The sequence below is a fragment of the Acinetobacter sp. LT1 genome, assembly GCF_059800965.1.
Genome location: NZ_JBBAXE010000010.1, coordinates 25,685 through 42,719, shown reverse-complemented (window position 1 = coordinate 42,719; position 17,035 = coordinate 25,685). Strand labels below are relative to the sequence as shown.

Annotated in this window: 14 protein-coding genes; 9 read left to right on the top strand and 5 right to left on the bottom strand. The window is 38.6% G+C overall.

The window, feature by feature from the left end:
* The first annotated feature begins 107 nt into the window (after nucleotides 1-107).
* The gene (locus WBW42_RS11445; protein ID WP_032004706.1) at nucleotides 108-671 is read left to right on the top strand and encodes an NAD(P)/FAD-dependent oxidoreductase; all 564 of its coding nucleotides are present in this window, start codon (nucleotides 108-110) and stop codon (nucleotides 669-671) included.
* 39 nt (nucleotides 672-710) lie between these two features.
* On the opposite strand, the gene pgaD is transcribed toward WBW42_RS11445, so the two are convergent.
* From pgaD to ppsR, 5 genes are all read right to left on the bottom strand, one after another.
* The gene (pgaD, locus tag WBW42_RS11440; RefSeq protein WP_017480835.1) at nucleotides 711-1,169 is read right to left on the bottom strand and encodes a poly-beta-1,6-N-acetyl-D-glucosamine biosynthesis protein PgaD; all 459 of its coding nucleotides are present in this window, start codon (nucleotides 1,167-1,169) and stop codon (nucleotides 711-713) included.
* A complete protein-coding gene (gene pgaC / locus WBW42_RS11435; protein ID WP_032005419.1) occupies nucleotides 1,166-2,413 on the bottom strand; it encodes a poly-beta-1,6-N-acetyl-D-glucosamine synthase in 1,248 nt (415 codons plus the stop codon). The genes pgaD and pgaC overlap by 4 nt, the downstream gene beginning before the upstream one ends.
* Nucleotides 2,413-4,239 carry a poly-beta-1,6-N-acetyl-D-glucosamine N-deacetylase PgaB gene (gene pgaB, locus WBW42_RS11430; RefSeq protein WP_032055653.1) on the bottom strand — a complete coding sequence of 609 codons (1,827 nt, stop codon included), beginning with the start codon at nucleotides 4,237-4,239 and terminating at the stop codon, nucleotides 2,413-2,415. Before pgaB ends, pgaC begins: the two co-directional genes overlap by 1 nt.
* On the bottom strand, nucleotides 4,239-6,677 hold the full coding sequence (gene pgaA / locus WBW42_RS11425) for a poly-beta-1,6 N-acetyl-D-glucosamine export porin PgaA (protein ID WP_284106136.1): 2,439 nt from the start codon (nucleotides 6,675-6,677) through the stop codon (nucleotides 4,239-4,241). Before pgaA ends, pgaB begins: the two co-directional genes overlap by 1 nt.
* Nucleotides 6,678-7,064: 387 nt before the next feature.
* Nucleotides 7,065-7,901, bottom strand: a complete 837-nt coding sequence (gene ppsR, locus WBW42_RS11420) for a posphoenolpyruvate synthetase regulatory kinase/phosphorylase PpsR (RefSeq protein ID WP_002119749.1) — start codon at nucleotides 7,899-7,901, stop codon at nucleotides 7,065-7,067.
* Between the two features lie 147 nt (nucleotides 7,902-8,048).
* Here ppsR and ppsA point away from each other — a divergent pair, with 147 nt between their 5' ends.
* The 8 genes from ppsA to rpsF all read left to right on the top strand — a co-directional run bounded on the left by ppsA (nucleotide 8,049) and on the right by rpsF (nucleotide 17,027).
* Nucleotides 8,049-10,436 (top strand): phosphoenolpyruvate synthase, encoded by a 2,388-nt coding sequence (ppsA, locus tag WBW42_RS11415; RefSeq protein ID WP_005803576.1) that lies wholly within the window; start codon nucleotides 8,049-8,051, stop codon nucleotides 10,434-10,436.
* Between the two features lie 64 nt (nucleotides 10,437-10,500).
* Nucleotides 10,501-11,256 (top strand): RDD family protein, encoded by a 756-nt coding sequence (locus WBW42_RS11410; protein WP_002119677.1) that lies wholly within the window; start codon nucleotides 10,501-10,503, stop codon nucleotides 11,254-11,256.
* Nucleotides 11,257-11,572: 316 nt separating this feature from the next.
* Nucleotides 11,573-12,625, top strand: a complete 1,053-nt coding sequence (gene cyoA, locus WBW42_RS11405) for a ubiquinol oxidase subunit II (RefSeq protein WP_002119579.1) — start codon at nucleotides 11,573-11,575, stop codon at nucleotides 12,623-12,625.
* A gap of 3 nt (nucleotides 12,626-12,628) precedes the next feature.
* A complete protein-coding gene (gene cyoB / locus WBW42_RS11400; protein ID WP_005068497.1) occupies nucleotides 12,629-14,620 on the top strand; it encodes a cytochrome o ubiquinol oxidase subunit I in 1,992 nt (663 codons plus the stop codon).
* A gap of 4 nt (nucleotides 14,621-14,624) precedes the next feature.
* On the top strand, nucleotides 14,625-15,245 hold the full coding sequence (gene cyoC, locus WBW42_RS11395) for a cytochrome o ubiquinol oxidase subunit III (protein WP_002119759.1): 621 nt from the start codon (nucleotides 14,625-14,627) through the stop codon (nucleotides 15,243-15,245).
* Entirely contained in the window at nucleotides 15,245-15,574 is a 330-nt protein-coding gene (locus WBW42_RS11390; RefSeq protein WP_000094534.1) for a cytochrome o ubiquinol oxidase subunit IV, read from the top strand. Before cyoC ends, WBW42_RS11390 begins: the two co-directional genes overlap by 1 nt.
* 10 nt (nucleotides 15,575-15,584) lie before the next feature.
* Nucleotides 15,585-16,463: a heme o synthase gene (cyoE, locus tag WBW42_RS11385; RefSeq protein ID WP_002119614.1), complete on the top strand. Its 879-nt coding sequence runs from the start codon at nucleotides 15,585-15,587 to the stop codon at nucleotides 16,461-16,463.
* Between the two features lie 180 nt (nucleotides 16,464-16,643).
* Complete coding sequence (gene rpsF / locus WBW42_RS11380) at nucleotides 16,644-17,027, top strand: 30S ribosomal protein S6 (RefSeq protein ID WP_002119610.1); 384 nt, start codon at nucleotides 16,644-16,646, stop codon at nucleotides 17,025-17,027.
* Nucleotides 17,028-17,035 lie beyond the last annotated feature (8 nt).

Genomic DNA, 17,035 nt, shown 5'->3' with positions numbered 1-17,035 from the left:
TGGGATGACCATCTATCTGAAAAGACTTTACCCCAACTGCCTGCTTGGTTATTTATATTAAAACGATAAAAACATCATGATTTAAAAACCAAAAGGATTTTTGGAAAATGAGTATTAATATTAAAAATAACACTTCAAAATCAGTGATTTTTCAGAATATCTCTCAAGATTTCGAAGATTTTACTGGTCAAGTGATTTCCTCAACATCAATTAAAGAGTTTGACTTTTCACATTCATCTGTCGCGATTATTGGTACAAATCAAGATAGCGTGACTCATCTTGAAAAAATCTGCCAGCAAGCAAAATTTGTGACTGTCTTCCAAATCACCCCTCATTTTATTTTGCCCCATAGTCAGATGGGTACACATAAGTTAATTACTCACCCACTTATTATCAAAAACCGCAGGTTATTTAACAATCGTGTTAAAAGCATTCTGGCATTACGTTTTCTAGAAACCCAAGTAAACGAACCATGGCTTAAGCGTCTTTTGACTCCCAATACTGCAACCACCAAAAAAGTATTTTTTAAATCCGACAGTTATTATGCAGCACTTCAGAAACCCAACTGTAAATTGCAAACATGGCCAATTGTTAAAATTACCAATAGATCTATTCACAGCATGGATGGTATAGAACAACCCGTTGATATTATTATCAGAGCAATACCATAAAAGTAAAAAAAAGCATGGTTTTAGGCCATGCTTTTTTATTTACTCATATTTTTGCAAATTACCATGATCATCGTAATGCAAAATGATGCGCTGTTTTTCTTGCAAATCATTTAGCATGTCGGAAGTAACTGAAAATTGGGCCGCTAATAATTCTACAGAACTATTAGGTGCCTTAGCACGTCGGTCCTCACCACTAAACCTAATCCAGTTATAACTTGCCCATAAAATTAAAATAAGCGCGCTAATTCCGATCATTAATGCTAAATGTAATAAGGTCTTAACTTCTGATAAGTGGTCTATCCAGACGTAATCATAAATTAAGTGACCTTCAAAAACCCATAAAAACAGTGAAACCAACGGGAAAAGCAACCACATTAAACAAATCCAGCCAATGGTTTGTAATGTATAGTTTGCTGTTTTATTTTTGACATATTCTGGCTGATCAATATATTCAGGGATATCTAAAGTCTCTATATCCTTATTTTCCTCAAGTTTCATGGGTTATCTCCACGGAAGCCTCGATCTGGACTTACCCAACGGGCACGTTTTTTTGTGTTAAATAAAGTTTTTGGTACCGCAACGACACTCGTGAACAAAGTCAGTAGCCAGAAAAATAACGGGTACCAAATCACCCAAAAGTAATTTCTAAAAAAACGCCCTCGGTCATAACGATGATCAATCCACAAACTCACTAAAAACTGGATCAAACATGTTCCGCCTAGTATTACACCGTACCACTGCGGCATAAGCGTTTTGATCTGCCATTGCTGAGGCAGTTCAACAAATAATCCAACAAAAAATAGCGTGAAGATCATGATCATCACATAAGACCAGATAATACTGACTAGCGCCTCAATCATGACCGGCCACATTCTTCGAACACGCAGTTTGAACATTTGTGGAATATATTCTATAAGAACCTCTACCCCACCTTGCGCCCAGCGAAGACGCTGTTTCCATAGACCTTTAAATGTCTCAGGCATATAGATGTAACAAAGCGCTTGTGGAATATACTGAATATCCCAATGGTCTAGCTGTAACTTCCATGAAATATCAATATCTTCGGTAATTTTATCGTCTGACCAAAACCCGACTCGAGCGAGTGCAGTTTTACGAAATGCTGCAATCACACCAGATACGGTAAAAATACGACCATATGTACGTTGTGCACGTTTAATCAAACCAATAATCGAAGAAAACTCACCAACTTGTAATTTTCCTAAAATACTAGATCGGTTTAAAATTCGTGGATTACCAGTTACAGCACCAATTCGCGGGAAGTTAATAAAAGGTTGCATTAACCAAAGTACCGCATGCGGATGCAACAACGCATCGCCATCAATACAAACAAGATATTCGTATTTACTAACCAGTACTCCCGATCTTAAAGCTACGGCCTTACCCTGATTTTCTGCTAAGTGTACAACCCGAAGTCGTGAATCTTGCGCTGACAATTCATCTAGAATTTCGGCGGTCCTATCACTACTTCCATCATTAACAGCAATGACTTCAAAATTCGGATATTTGGTTTGTAACGCATAACGAATTGTTTGGCGTACTTGCGCTTCTTCGTTAAAACACGGAATGATGATACTGCATCCTTCACCTGTCGGTTCAGGAAGCGCTTGTTCGCGGTATTCTCTTTTAAAGAAAAACCAAAGTCCCCCTACCATCCATGTCCAAGCCATCAGTAAGGGATATAAAAAGGCAAAAGCAAACAGAATATCGAGTAATACCCTCATTACTTTTTCCCCTCTACCAATCCAGCAAAAGGCTGATACATCACAGGGCTAGCATTCAGACTAAGCGGATTATATAAGTACTGATGAACATCTTTTGATTTTTCAAAGTCATAGCCATCAATACCGAATTTCTGGATTCCTACTCGCTGAATAGAAAAGAGTCCTTGCTGAACATCTTCCCAAGCATTTTTCTGCGAATTTTCTGGTAATACTAAAGTCAGCATTATTCTTTGCTTATCATTTTGATCAAGTGTATTTAAGAGCGTTAACAACTGATTAAATTGTTTTTTCTTACCAATCACATCAAACTTCAAATTGACTAAGTCATGTTGCATTAAAAGTGTTTTTATAAGCTCAGGTAGATTTTCCACATGATCTAAATCAGGTGTAAGCAATAAACTAAACTGTGCCTGATTACTCATATTTAAATAAGGTTTGACCGCTTCTTTAGTCAGTTCACTCAGTTGTTCCAGCTGTTTTGATTGTTCAATGCAACTGCTTTCTTGCACGGTTATTTTTTGCATTGCGCAATTTAAAGATGATCCTGCATTAAGCTGAACACCACTTAAATTACTGTTAAAACGCGCAATATCTTTAGCCAAATCTATAGTTAAAAATGGTCTATCTTTTCGCGGATAAGCAGGTAATTCTAATATTACAGATTGACCTGCGCGAGTTTGAGCCTGCCATAAACTACGGTTTAAAATATCTTGTTGAACAGACATTTTATCTGTAGGGAAATAGGCAACATCATATTGCCCATCTCCATCTTTGTCTTCTAAAGGCTTTAAGATTAAAGCATTGTTTTTTAAGCTATACAATTTTGATAACAACTGCCCAAGTTTTTCATCAGTTTGAGCATTTTGTTGTGCTGTCAAATGCTTTAAATCCATACTCACAAAATGACGCGATTGCTTAAATAAATCTGACTCTTCAAAGCTCAGAATATTTAACATGCCTTCTGTCAGTTGTTCGGCTGTAGGGTTATCAATGACTAAGCTACGCTTAAAAGTTGAGTCACTCACGCGATTCATACCATCACGTCCCAAACTGAATGAAAACTGGAAACCCGCCTGTTGTGCTAGCTTTTCTAACTGTTCATTCACGGCGCCATAAGGCCAAATAATTGCTTTAGGATTAACCCCTACTTCTTTTTTTAAAACTGCATAAGATTTTTTTAAATCCTGCAAAATGCGCTGTTGATATTCCGCATCGGTTTCATAACGTGATTGCGATTTTAAATAGGCATAAGAAGTAGCAGCAGGTTGCTCATTGCCTTGAGGATTGGCTAATACACCATGATGTAAATCATCGCTATGGCTTGCAAACTCGGCTAAGCCAGATGCTTGCATTTCACGAACTTGAGCCCAGTTCACCAAATTACCTTGACCATAGGCTTCATAACCCGCTTTTATATTACCATTTAACCAACTGGTTGGAAGTGCAAAAACTGCTGGGATTTTATATTGCTTAAGCAAAGGAAATACTCGGCTATAACTACTTAAAGCACCATCATCAAAGGTCAGTAGAATAGAGTTATGAGGTAATTCTTTACCTTGCTTGCGCGCCTCTTCAATGTCTTTTAGTCGAATCGGTTTCCAGTCCGACTGACTAAGCCAATCGAGAAACTGCGCCAGATTATTGGTCTGAATCGCATAAATATCACGATCACCTTCCTTGAGTACGTCATCTCGTACATCATGAAAAGTTAACGAAACCGTATGATTTTTTGGTAGTTCAGTTTCAATGCGGGCATAGGCAAATTGTACGGGTAATAATGTTGAGGCAAACACACAGCTCAACATTTTTGACATCATGTTATTCATTAAAAACGCCCTTCAAATCCGAAAATACCGTAGGTATGTTGTTCATCATGACCATCGTATGGATGGTATTGCCAACCAATTCCATAATTAAGTTGCCAAGTCCGTGAGAGCTGCCATTGATGTTGATATTGCAAAGAGTATGTTGGTCGAGCTGAGTAATCTGCTTGTTTATATAGCCCTACTCCAGCTTCAAAATGTTGTTTAAATGAGCGTTCGTACTCTCGCCAAGTGACCCAGTCATGGCTTAAATTCAACTCGGCACTGTAATGATTGCTTGGGCTAAAGTAAGCAGTCTGATCTTGGCTATTGCTGCCATAAAATCCACGAACGGTTCCGTAAGTAATATGGTGAGGCGCATCGAATAATCGCTCACGCCAAAAAGTAGAAAATTCTTGTTGTTTATTACCGTCACTTATATCGGTTAAGCCATAGCTCGCTCCAATTTGGCGTGACTCATCTTTTTGCCATGTCAAAGCAGCACGGTAAGCTTGTCCATCCTCACCAGCATCAATTGCTTGTAATGGAATATTAGCCTGACTGTCATATTGCAATTGATATTGCCAGTGGTCGTTTAACCATTGCGACCAATCAATACGAACACCTGCTTGGCCACCATCTGTACTTTGCGACAAAATTGCCGACAATGCCTTACGGTTTGCTTGCCACTCAGCACCAACCCCATAACGTTGGTCATGCACATCACCAAAACGGTATCCACCGTAACGATCTTGATGCCAAGCAAATAGACGATAATTATCTTTAATCCAAGGGCTATTAATACGAGTTTCCATTTCCCGATCTTTTAAGCCATTTTGCCCACTCACAGAATCGCTATTTTCTGCTTTACTTTGGCCCCAAGTTGTTGAGTGCGAGATAGTTGCTCTATCACGATCATCCAACTCTTTTCGACTTTTAACTACACCACTATCTTCAGGATAATATTGCAAAAGACTTTCTGTGCTTTTGCGCCACTCAGGAATATTCCCTAAAGCCTGAGCATTTTGCATTTGATTAATACGCGTATCTTTAGCAACTGGCGTTAAGCCATTTAAACGAGAAATTGTTTGCTTTGCGTGTAAAGGTTTATCTCTCCAGCGCTCAACACGAGCAAGGTTGTTAATTAAACCTTCATTAGCAGGTGCAAGATCTACTTGTTTCTGAAAATGCTTTTCTGATTGACCCAAATGATTTGCATAGGCTAAATGCATGCCTTGTAAAGCAATATAATCATCACGATCAGGATGGCTTGATTTATCTACTCCTTTGGCTTGGCTATATTTATATGTAGGGATCAACCTATCAACATCATTCAAAAGTTGTTCAGCTTGCTTATATTTTTCTTGTTCAATATAAGAATAATAAAGCCCCGTATATACCGTCATATCTGAGTAGTTTTTTTCGGTAAGTAAGGTTTTAAAAGCGAGTTCAGCCTGCTTCGGTTGTCTTTCAGCTAAATAACTATCAGCAATCGCATGACGTACATAAGCCGGCAGCTTTTCTAACGGTACATTTAATTTAGTAAATTCATCTAATACCGTACGGCTACGCCCACGAAAGTCCAAAGCATACAAATAGTCATAATGAAATCTTAAATAATTAGGGTCTGACGGTTGAATCAAAGACTGTATTTGTTCACCTTGTTTCAACACAGCATCAAGCTCGGCAAAGCCTTCACTGTCCGACATGCCTTCCCGATTCAAATATTTATAGCGAGTAATTGCGTTATTTACACGTTGAGAAAACTCGCTGACTTTTAACCAGTGTTGTAACGATTCTATTTGCGTATTTTTATCGCTGGCAAGCAGCAACTGCTGAGCTTTTTTATAAGCGCCTACAGCCGCCAAGTCGTAACTATATTCTTGCAAAACCGCAAAAGATTTTGGTTGTTGTTGATAAGCTTGCTCGATTGCAGATAAAGCATCTACAGGTGAATTAATAAGTCGATATGCATAAGCAATTTGAACAAATTGATCAGCTGTAAGATTTTTACTCTTAATACCTGATAAATGCACCTTAGCATTTACAGGGTCTTTAGCCTCAGCATATAGAACCGCTAATAAAATCTGCCCATCAAATGTCTTTTGAATATTAAATTTATTCGACCAATCAATTGCATCTTTGAAGTGTTTAAAATCACGAAAATTACGTATTAATGGTAGTTGCCCATATTCTGGGAAATTCACATAATTAACATTTGCTAAATGCTGAGAAAAGGTTAATAAATCTCTTTTTTCACTTGACATGACAACTAAATAATCAGCTAGTAATTTTTGGTCATGCGGGTACTTATTTAGCAATTGTTCTAATTGCAATATTGCTTGTTGAGTTTGCCCAGTTTTGTAAGTGTGAATAGCTTGCTCTCGCAATTCATCTACTTGAGCAGCATATAAATTAAGAGGCAAGATATATACCAATGAAAAAATACATTTTTTTAGCATTTTGATAATCGGATAGTCCCATATCGAGGTGGGAAATTATAATTAAAATCAAAAACCAATCACATAACACCAAAAAAGTGTGATCTATTTAACATTTTATAAATTATGGATTTTTCATGAATGCTTTCATAAAATATTCATAAAAAATAAAGAATTATCATTTTTATGTGCAATAAAAAACATACACTTCTTTTCAATAGTGTTATTTAAATTTACAAACGAGTTTCAAAATAACTACGGGCTTATAACCAATAAGAACTATTTAATAATATTTAGTTTTATATATAAAACTTTAATTTTTCTCTGTGATATATATTAAAAAACCATTCAACTTATCTATAAATTAATATACAAAAATTGAATGGTTAAAATAAACAATTGATTAAATTAACCAATACGACGTTTTAATCCTGTCATTTGTAAAATACGAGTTGAAATCTCTTCAATCGACATTTCGGTCACGTTTAAATATTTAATGCCTTCTGAAATATAAATCCCTTCAATTGCTCTTAGCTCCATTTGGCATTGGCTAAAACTTGCATAACGGCTATTCGCTTTACGTTCACTACGAATTGCGACCAAACGCTCAGCATCAATCATCAAACCAAATAACTTGCTACGATGAGCTCTTAATACTGCTGGTAAACGGTTATCATCTAAATCTTCTTCAGTTAATGGATAGTTTGCAACGCGAATACCGAATTGAAGAGATAAGTAAATAGAAGTCGGTGTTTTACCCGAACGGGAAACTCCAATTAAGATTAAATCCGCTTTATCGTAATGACGAGTACGTGCCCCATCATCATTATCAAGCGCAAAATGAACAGCATCGATACGGGCTTTATAATATTCAGAATCGGTTACCGCATGAGTCTGCCCAACCAATGTTGTTGGTGGTGTTCCAAGCTCTTGTTCAAGTTTACTAATTAAACCTTCAAACACATCCAGATTAACCGCTTTAGCCGTATTAATAATCTCTCGCACATGCGGATCGACTAAAGTATCGAATACTAAAGGTAGGCAACCATCTTTGGTTTGGCATCGATTAATCTCAACCACCACATCCATTGCCGCCTCTTCAGTTGTAATATACGGCATGATGTGAATATCAAAATCTACATTGGGAAATTGTGCTAATAACGAATGTCCAAGAGTCTCGGCAGTAATTGCAGTTCCATCAGAAATAAAAAAAACACTCCGCTTAAATTGTTTACTTTCTGACATTAAAATTCTCCTTAAACATTTGTCTTAGTGCTATATAATCTTTATAGTAAACTGATCTTACATGACTGTCGCTTAGTATAATTCTCAACTAAGCACTTTATTTTTATAATTTCATGCCAAGATAGACATTAATACTGCAAAAGTGGAGTGAAAACTTTGGAAGCGCGCGTAATCGGTCTAGAAAAATTAGGGAAACACGATGTCGAACTCGTAGGTGGGAAAAACTCATCTTTGGGTGAAATGATCAGCCATTTATCAAATGCTGGTGTATCGGTACCTGGTGGCTTTGCAACTACTGCTGCTGCCTATCGTGAGTTCTTAGACCAAAGTGGTCTTAACGCTCGAATTCAAGCAGAACTTGCTCAACTCAACGTCGATGACGTAAATGCTCTTGCAGAAACAGGCGCTAAAATTCGTCAATGGATTGTAGAGACTCCACTCACTGCAACCTTAGAACAAGAAATTCGCGCCGCTTTTACAGCACTTTCTAACGGCAACCCTGATATCGCGGTTGCCGTTCGTTCATCTGCAACTGCTGAAGATTTACCAGATGCTTCTTTCGCGGGTCAACAAGAAACTTTCTTGAATATTCGCGGTATTGATAACGTACTTATTGCGATTAAAGAAGTATTTGCTTCTTTATATAATGACCGTGCAATTTCTTACCGTGTGCATCAAGGTTTTGATCATGACATCGTTGCACTTTCTGCGGGTGTTCAGCGTATGGTTCGTTCTGAAACTGGCGCTGCAGGTGTAATGTTTACACTTGATACAGAATCTGGTTTCCGTGATGTTGTATTTATTACTGCATCTTACGGTTTAGGTGAAATGGTTGTACAAGGTGCCGTTAACCCAGATGAGTTTTACTTATCTAAACCATTATTAAATGCAGGAAGACATTCTGTTTTACGTCGCAACCTTGGCTCTAAACACCAAAAAATGATTTATGGTGAAGAAGGTTCTGCGGGTAAATCTGTTGTTGTTGTTGATGTTGAAAAACAAGACCGTCAACAATTCGCTTTAAATGACCATGAGTTACAAGAGTTAGCTAAACAAGCGCTTATCATTGAGCAGCATTACGGTGCTCCAATGGACATCGAATGGGCAAAAGATGGTGATGACGGTCAAATTTATATTGTTCAAGCTCGTCCTGAAACTGTAAAAAGCCGCCAAAATGTAGGCACTATGGAACGCTACCTTCTCAAACAAAGAGGCACTGTTCTTTGTGAAGGTCGTTCAATTGGTCAACGTATTGGTTCTGGTAAAGTCCGTATTGTTAACTCAATTAAAGAAATGGACAAAGTTCAAGAAGGCGACGTTCTTGTATCAGATATGACCGATCCTGACTGGGAACCGGTAATGAAACGTGCTGCTGCAATTATCACTAACCGTGGTGGTCGTACATGTCACGCAGCAATTATTGCACGTGAACTTGGTGTACCAGCGATTGTAGGTTGTGGTAACGCAACAGAAGTATTAACTGATGGTCAGGAAGTAACTGTTTCTTGTGCTGAAGGTGATACAGGTTTCATTTACGAAGGTGCTTTAGATTTCGAAGTTCAACGCAACTCAATCGAATCTATGCCTAAGCTTTCGTTTAAAATTATGATGAATGTAGGTAACCCTGACCGTGCATTTGACTTTGCTCAAATTCCAAACGAAGGTATTGGCCTTGCTCGTCTTGAGTTCATCATTAACCGTATGATCGGTGTGCACCCTAAAGCCCTACTCAATATTGATAGCCTACCTCGTGAAACTCGTGCTGCGGTTTTAACTCGTACAGCGGGTTATGCTTCACCTGTAGATTTCTATGTTGAAAAATTGGTTGAAGGTATTGCGACTCTCGCTGCTGCATTTGGTGACAAGCCAGTGATCGTTCGTATGTCTGACTTCAAGTCAAACGAATACGCAAACTTAATTGGTGGTAAGTTATACGAGCCTGAAGAAGAAAACCCGATGCTCGGTTTCCGTGGTGCAAGCCGTTATGTATCTGATAACTTCCGTGATTGTTTCGAATTAGAATGTCGCGCACTTAAGAAAGTTCGTGATGAAATGGGTCTAACCAATATTCAAATCATGATTCCTTTTGTACGCACAGTATCTGAAGCAAAACGTGTTATTGAATTACTTGCACAAAATGGCTTAAAACGTGGTGAGAACGGATTAAAAGTAATCATGATGTGCGAATTACCAACTAACGCTCTGTTAGCTGAACAATTCTTAGAGCACTTCGATGGTTTCTCTATTGGTTCTAATGACTTAACTCAGTTAACGTTAGGCCTTGACCGTGACTCAGGTATTGTTTCACACTTATTTGATGAACGTGATGCAGCTGTTAAAGCTCTTCTTTCAATGGCAATCCATGCCTGCCGTAAAGCAGGTAAATATGTAGGTATCTGTGGTCAAGGTCCTTCAGACCATCCAGATCTTGCAAAATGGTTAATGGAACAAGGTATTGAATCTGTCTCTCTTAACCCAGACTCAGTTTTAGATACATGGTTCTTCCTTGCTGAAGAAAAAATCAAGCAAATCTAATATGTTATAAAAAAAGGCCCATCCGTGGGTCTTTTTTCATCTTTAGAATAGAGAATTTTTATTTATGCAAATTTACTTGGCACGTAATAATCAACAAGCTGGGCCTTATACTTTAGAACAAGTAAATCAAATGTTGGCTAGCCAACAAATTTTGTTAACTGATTTAGCTTGGCATGAAGGCATGACAGAATGGAAAGCTTTAGGAGAATTAACCCAAGGTAAACTTGTATATCAACCTATCGGTTATTCTGTACCTACAATAAATACGAATACATCAACTAATGAAACTATTCGTCAAATTCGTGTAGAACCTAAAGTTCATGAACTTGCATCTATTCCAGCTCGGGCTTTAGCAAAAATTATTGATTTATTGCTTTGGTTACCAATCGCTGCAATTCCTTCTTTTTTCTTTAATGAAGCTCAATATAAGCAATTATTCGAGCTGCAAAAACAGATGCAATCTGCCGAAGTCGCATCGACTAAAGCTGCAGAATTGCAACAGCAACTTTTTACTTTAATTCCAATAGAAGCTTGGCATTCAATGCTTCTTTACGTCGTAATTATGCTTGCAATTCAAGCCGTTCTTTTAACAAAGTTTGGTCAGAGTATAGGTAAGAAAATTGTTGGAATTAAAATTGTAGATGCTGAGGACAATAGCAAGGTTAATTTAACTCGCATCTTCTTATTAAGAAGTATTGTTTTTATCATATTAAACTTATTGTTTATGCCGATCAGTACAATTATTGACTACGCTTTTGCATTAGGACAAAAGCGACAAGCTTTACATGACAAAATTGCAAGAACAAAAGTGATCAAATGATAGTGAATGACTCATTCATTTAATGTCTAAAAAAAGAGGAGGCACCCCGCCTCCTTTTTTCTATAGTGAGTTGATATTTAAATAAAAGCTCTATTGCGACTCGATACCCTACAAAAAAAATCGGGTTTTAAAACAATTATTTCAGCCTACTTTATGTATAGCTTAGTTTGTCGATATGAGGCATAATGCCCTACAACGTAGCGGTGTCATATAATTGAGAAGTCTAAATTTAAGGATTAGCGTTCTCAATCATGCGACACTTTAATCGCTATCCCATATTTAATTAGGGAATGGGACTCTTCACCGAGGTTGTAAAATGAGACAAACGATTTTAGCTGTATTGTCTTTATCAACGCTTGCCGCACTTTTGACTGGGTGTGGTGGTGATATGGTACTTCTAAACTCTAAAGGTCCAGTTGGTCAAGGTCAAAGTGACCTTATGATGACTGCGATCTATTTAATGTTACTTGTGGTGATTCCTTCAATCATCATGGCATTATGGTTTGGTTGGAAATATCGCGCGTCAAATAAAGATGCAGACTATAAACCTACATGGGCACACTCAACTGCAATTGAAGTTGTAGTATGGGGTATCCCTGTCATTATTATTGGTATTTTAGCTTGGTTAACTTGGTGGGGTTCCCACAAGTATGACCCATACCGTCCTTTAGAATCAGATAAAGCACCTTTAACTATTCAAGTTATTGCTGAACAGTTTAAGTGGATCTTTATTTATCCTGAACAAAACATTGCAACAGTTAACGAAGTACGTTTCCCTGAAAAAACTCCGTTAAGCTTTAAAATCACTTCTAACTTTACAATGAACTCATTCTTCATTCCACAGTTAGGCGGCCAGATTTATGCAATGGCAGGTATGCAAACTCACCTTCATTTGTTAGCAAATGAAACTGGTGTATATCGTGGTTTCTCTTCTAACTACTCAGGTTACGGTTTCTCTCAAATGCGTTTCAAGGCGCATAGTGTTACAGAGCAACAATTCAACGAATGGGTAGCAGCGGTTAAAGCAGGTAATGGTTCAACCATTAACCCAGAAGCAGTTCAAAAAACTACGCTTGACCAAGCTGAATTGGCAACCTTACGTGATGGTAACCGTTCTAAGCATCAGATCGAGCATTTAGTAAATCGTGCTAAAGCTGCTGGTGATGAAAAAGCAGTTGCTGAAGCTGAAGCTATGAAACCGTTCCCGACTAAGCCACACCCTGTGACTTATTACTCTACTGTTGAGCCTAAATTGTTTGAAACAATTATCAACCACTATATGAGTAACTATCATGGTGTTGACCACTCTGCTGAACACGCAACAGCTGACACTCATGCTGCAGCTGAACACGCTGCTCAAGGGGAATAAGACATGGATATGATTTTTGGTAAACTGGGTTGGGACTCTATCCCGACAGAGCCAATCGTACTTGTCACCATGGTCCTTATGGCAATTGGTGCAATTGCAGTGCTTGGCGGTATCACCTATTTCAAAAAATGGGGATATTTGTGGAATGAGTGGTTTATTACGGTAGACCATAAAAAGATTGGTATCATGTATATCATCGTATCTGTTGTCATGCTTCTGCGTGGTTTCGCCGATGCGATCATGATGCGTTTACAACTTTTCCTCGCTAAAGGCGGCGGCGAAGGTTATCTACATCCTGACCACTATGACCAGATCTTCACCGCACACGGTGTAATCATGATCTTCTTCGTAGCAATGGGTCTCGTTGTAGGTATGATGAACATCTCTGTACCTTTACAGATTGGTGCTCGCGACGTTGCTTTCCCATTATTGAACTCTTTAAGCTTCTGGTTATTCGCTGGTGCTGCTGGTTTGATGATGCTTTCACTTGTGTTAGGTGAATTTGCTGCGACTGGTTGGATGGCTTACCCTCCTCTATCTGGCATTCAATATTCTCCTGGTGTAGGTGTCGACTACTATATCTGGGCACTTCAGGTTTCTGGTCTAGGTACGCTTTTATCTGGTGTTAACTTCTTCGTTACCATCATCAAAATGCGTGCACCGGGCATGAAATTAATGGACATGCCTATTTTCACGTGGACTTCACTTTGTACGGCTGTATTAATCATTGCATCATTCCCTGTATTAACAGGTACACTTGCAATGCTTACTCTAGACCGTTACTTCGGCTTCCATTTCTTCACAAATGAGCTTGGCGGTAGCCCAATGCTTTATGTGAACTTGATCTGGACATGGGGTCACCCTGAAGTATATATCTTGGTATTACCAGCATTTGGTCTATACTCAGAAATCGTTGCAACCTTCTCTCGTAAAGCGTTGTTCGGTTACAAGTCTATGGTGTATGCAACTATCGCGATTACTGTTCTTGCGTTTGTTGTATGGCTTCACCACTTCTTCACCATGGGTGCTGGTGCGAACGTTAACGCGTTCTTCGGTATCATGACCATGGTTATTGCGATTCCTACTGGTGTTAAAATCTTCTCTTGGTTATTCACCATGTATAAAGGTCGCATCACCTTTACTACTCCAATGTTATGGACGCTTGGCTTCCTTGTAACATTCGGTATCGGTGGTTTAACTGGTGTACTTATGGCTGTTCCACCTGCGGACTTCTTGGTACACAACTCATTATTCTTGATCGCTCACTTCCATAACGTAATTATCGGTGGTGTGGTGTTTGGTATGTTTGCCGGCATCATTTACTACTGGCCAAAAATGTTTGGTTGGAAGCTCAACGAAGCATGGGGTAAAGCTGCGTTCTGGTTCTGGTTCTTTGGTTTCTATTTTGCATTCATGCCACTTTATATCCTTGGTTTCATGGGTATGACTCGTCGTTTGAATACATATGACAACCCTGAATGGGATCCGTACCTTGCGATTGCATTATTTGGTGCTGTTCTTGTTGCGATTGGTATTGCATGTTTCTTAATGCAAATCATCGTTGGTTTCTTACAACGCAAAGACAACATGGACCTTACTGGCGATCCATGGGATGCTCGTACGCTTGAATGGGCGACCTCTTCCCCTGCTCCATTCTACAACTTTGCACATGAACCAGATGCAAGCGGTATCGACCGTTTCTGGACTGACAAAGAAAATGGTGTAGCATACGCACGTAACACTAAATATGAAGACATCCACATGCCGACTGATCGTGCTGCTGGTTTTGTCATTGCAATGTTCATTACTCTTCTTGGCTTTGCACTCATCTGGCATATTTGGTGGCTCGTTGTTGTTTCATTCGTTGCAGCTGTTGTTAGCTTGATCGTAAGCTCATTCACTAAGAATGTTGACTACTACGTTCCTGCTGCTGAAGTTGAGCGTATTGAAAACGAACGCTATGCTTTACTTGAAAAACACTTGAAGAAGGACTAAGGAAATGGCTGAAGTACTTCATCACGACAACCACGGCCATGACGGTCATCATGAACATGATGATACCGACTTAACGGTTTTTGGTTTCTGGACATACTTGATGAGTGACTTGATTCTTTTCGGATCACTCTTCATTGCGTTCGCTGTATTAAGCAGTCATGTTCCAGCAGGCACTCCAAGCGCATATGACCTATTCCATGACTCATTAGGCTTCGTGTTAACTGAAACATTTGCCTTATTGATTTCATCGGTAACCTTTGGTTTTGCTGTACTTGCATCTTATAAAAAGAATGTAAATCAAGTTATCACTTGGTTATTTATTACATTCCTTTTTGGTGCATCGTTCATTGGAATGGAAGTCTATGAATTCCATCACCTTGTACATGAAGGCCATGGTCCAACTCACAGTGCATTCTTATCATCGTTCTTTACTTTGGTTGGTACACACGGTATCCACGTAACTTCTGGTTTAGTGTGGATGCTAGTATTAATGTATCAAATCAAAACTAAAGGTTTGACTTTACCGAATACACGTCGTCTTGCTTGCTTAAGCTTGTTCTGGCACTTCCTTGACATCGTTTGGATCTGTGTATTCAGCGTCGTTTACTTACTGGGAGTTCTCTAATGAGTAGTCATGAGCATAATGCTGCTGGTGCGTCACACGGTAACTTTAAGCAATACACTGTTGGATTTATCCTTTCTGTTATCCTCACCATCATCCCTTTCGGGATGGTGATGGCGGGTGGTTTCAGTCGTGGTCTTTTAGTTACAGTGATTGCAATCACTGCGGTTGCTCAGGTTCTTGTACAACTTGTGTACTTCCTACACATGAATACATCATCTGAACAACGTTGGAATATGATTGCATTCATCTACACAATCCTATGTATCGCCGTACTTTTAATCGGTTCTGTGTGGATTATGAATTACCTTCACTACAATATGATGATCTAAACTGATTGTCATGTTGAGAAAATATCTATTCCTGACTAAACCAGGAATTCTCTTCGGTAATTTCATTACCACCTTGGGCGGCTTTTTCTTAGCCGCCCAAGGCTCTATAGACATCTTATTATTACTTCTCACCCTACTTGGAACAACTTTAGTTGTAGCTTCTGGTTGTGTGGTTAATAATGTTATAGATCAAGATATTGATACAAAGATGCAGCGCACACAAAACCGCGCACTAGTTAAAAAAACAATCTCTCCTACTGTTGCGCTGATATATGCATTAGTGCTTGGAGTAATTGGTTTTAGCATTTTGTGGTTCGGTGTAAATGGTTATGCATTTTTGTTTGCAATGATTGGTTTTATTGTCTATGTCGGTTTTTATAGTTTGTGGACCAAACGCACCTCAATCCATCAAACCGTCATTGGTAGTATCTCCGGAGCGAGCCCTCCTGTTATTGGTTATACAGCAGTAACTCATCAATTTGATGTGGCAGCCTTGCTTTTGTTTTTAGCATACGCTTTATGGCAAATGCCTCACTCTTGGGCAATTGCAATTTATCGTTTTGATGATTACAAAAATGCGGGAATTCCAATTTTGCCTGTAGCACGTTCTATTTATCGTACGAAAATTGAATGTGTAATATATATCCTATTATTTGCAGCTGTTTTGAATGGGTTATATTGTTTTGGCTATACCAATGTATTCTTTTTAATTACCTTTAATGCTTTGACTGCATATTGGTTATATTTATCAGTTATTGGATTTAAAGCCGAAAATGATCAATTGTGGGCTAAACGTTTTTTCCTGTACTCGGTCATATTAATTACCCTGTTAAGTTTGAGCTTTAGCTTTACCTATCAATCCCCTGCTCCAAATCTTCCTCTCTTTTAAACAAGAGAGGATTCCTCTTTATAGTAAAGAAGTTTTACTTTTCTGATCAAAAGATTTGTTTTTAGTCGAACTTTTACCTATAATTCAGCCTTCGCAAATTTTGCGACATAACTTATTAAGTTATGACTCCTTGCTTCTAATTTTTTTATTAGGGGCTGTTTAAACCGTAAGGAGCTGACAATGCGTCATTACGAAATCGTACTTTTGGTACACCCAGACCAAAGCGATCAAGTTGTAGGTATGGTTGAACGCTATATCTCTCAGATCAAAGAAGCTGAAGGTCAAATTCACCGTTTAGAAGATTGGGGCCGTCGTCAATTGGCTTACCCAATTAACAAAATTCACAAAGCGCACTACATTCTTATGAATGTTGAATGTGGTCAAACTACGCTTGATGAGTTAGAAGAATTATTCCGTTATAACGACGCGATCATTCGTAACCTTATCATCCGTCGTGAACACGCAATCACTGAAGAGTCATTGCTTGCTAAGAGTGCTGAAGAAAAGCGTGCGCGTAAAGCTCAACGCGAAGAAGCACAGCAAGTTGCTCAAGAAGCTGAATAAGGAGAACA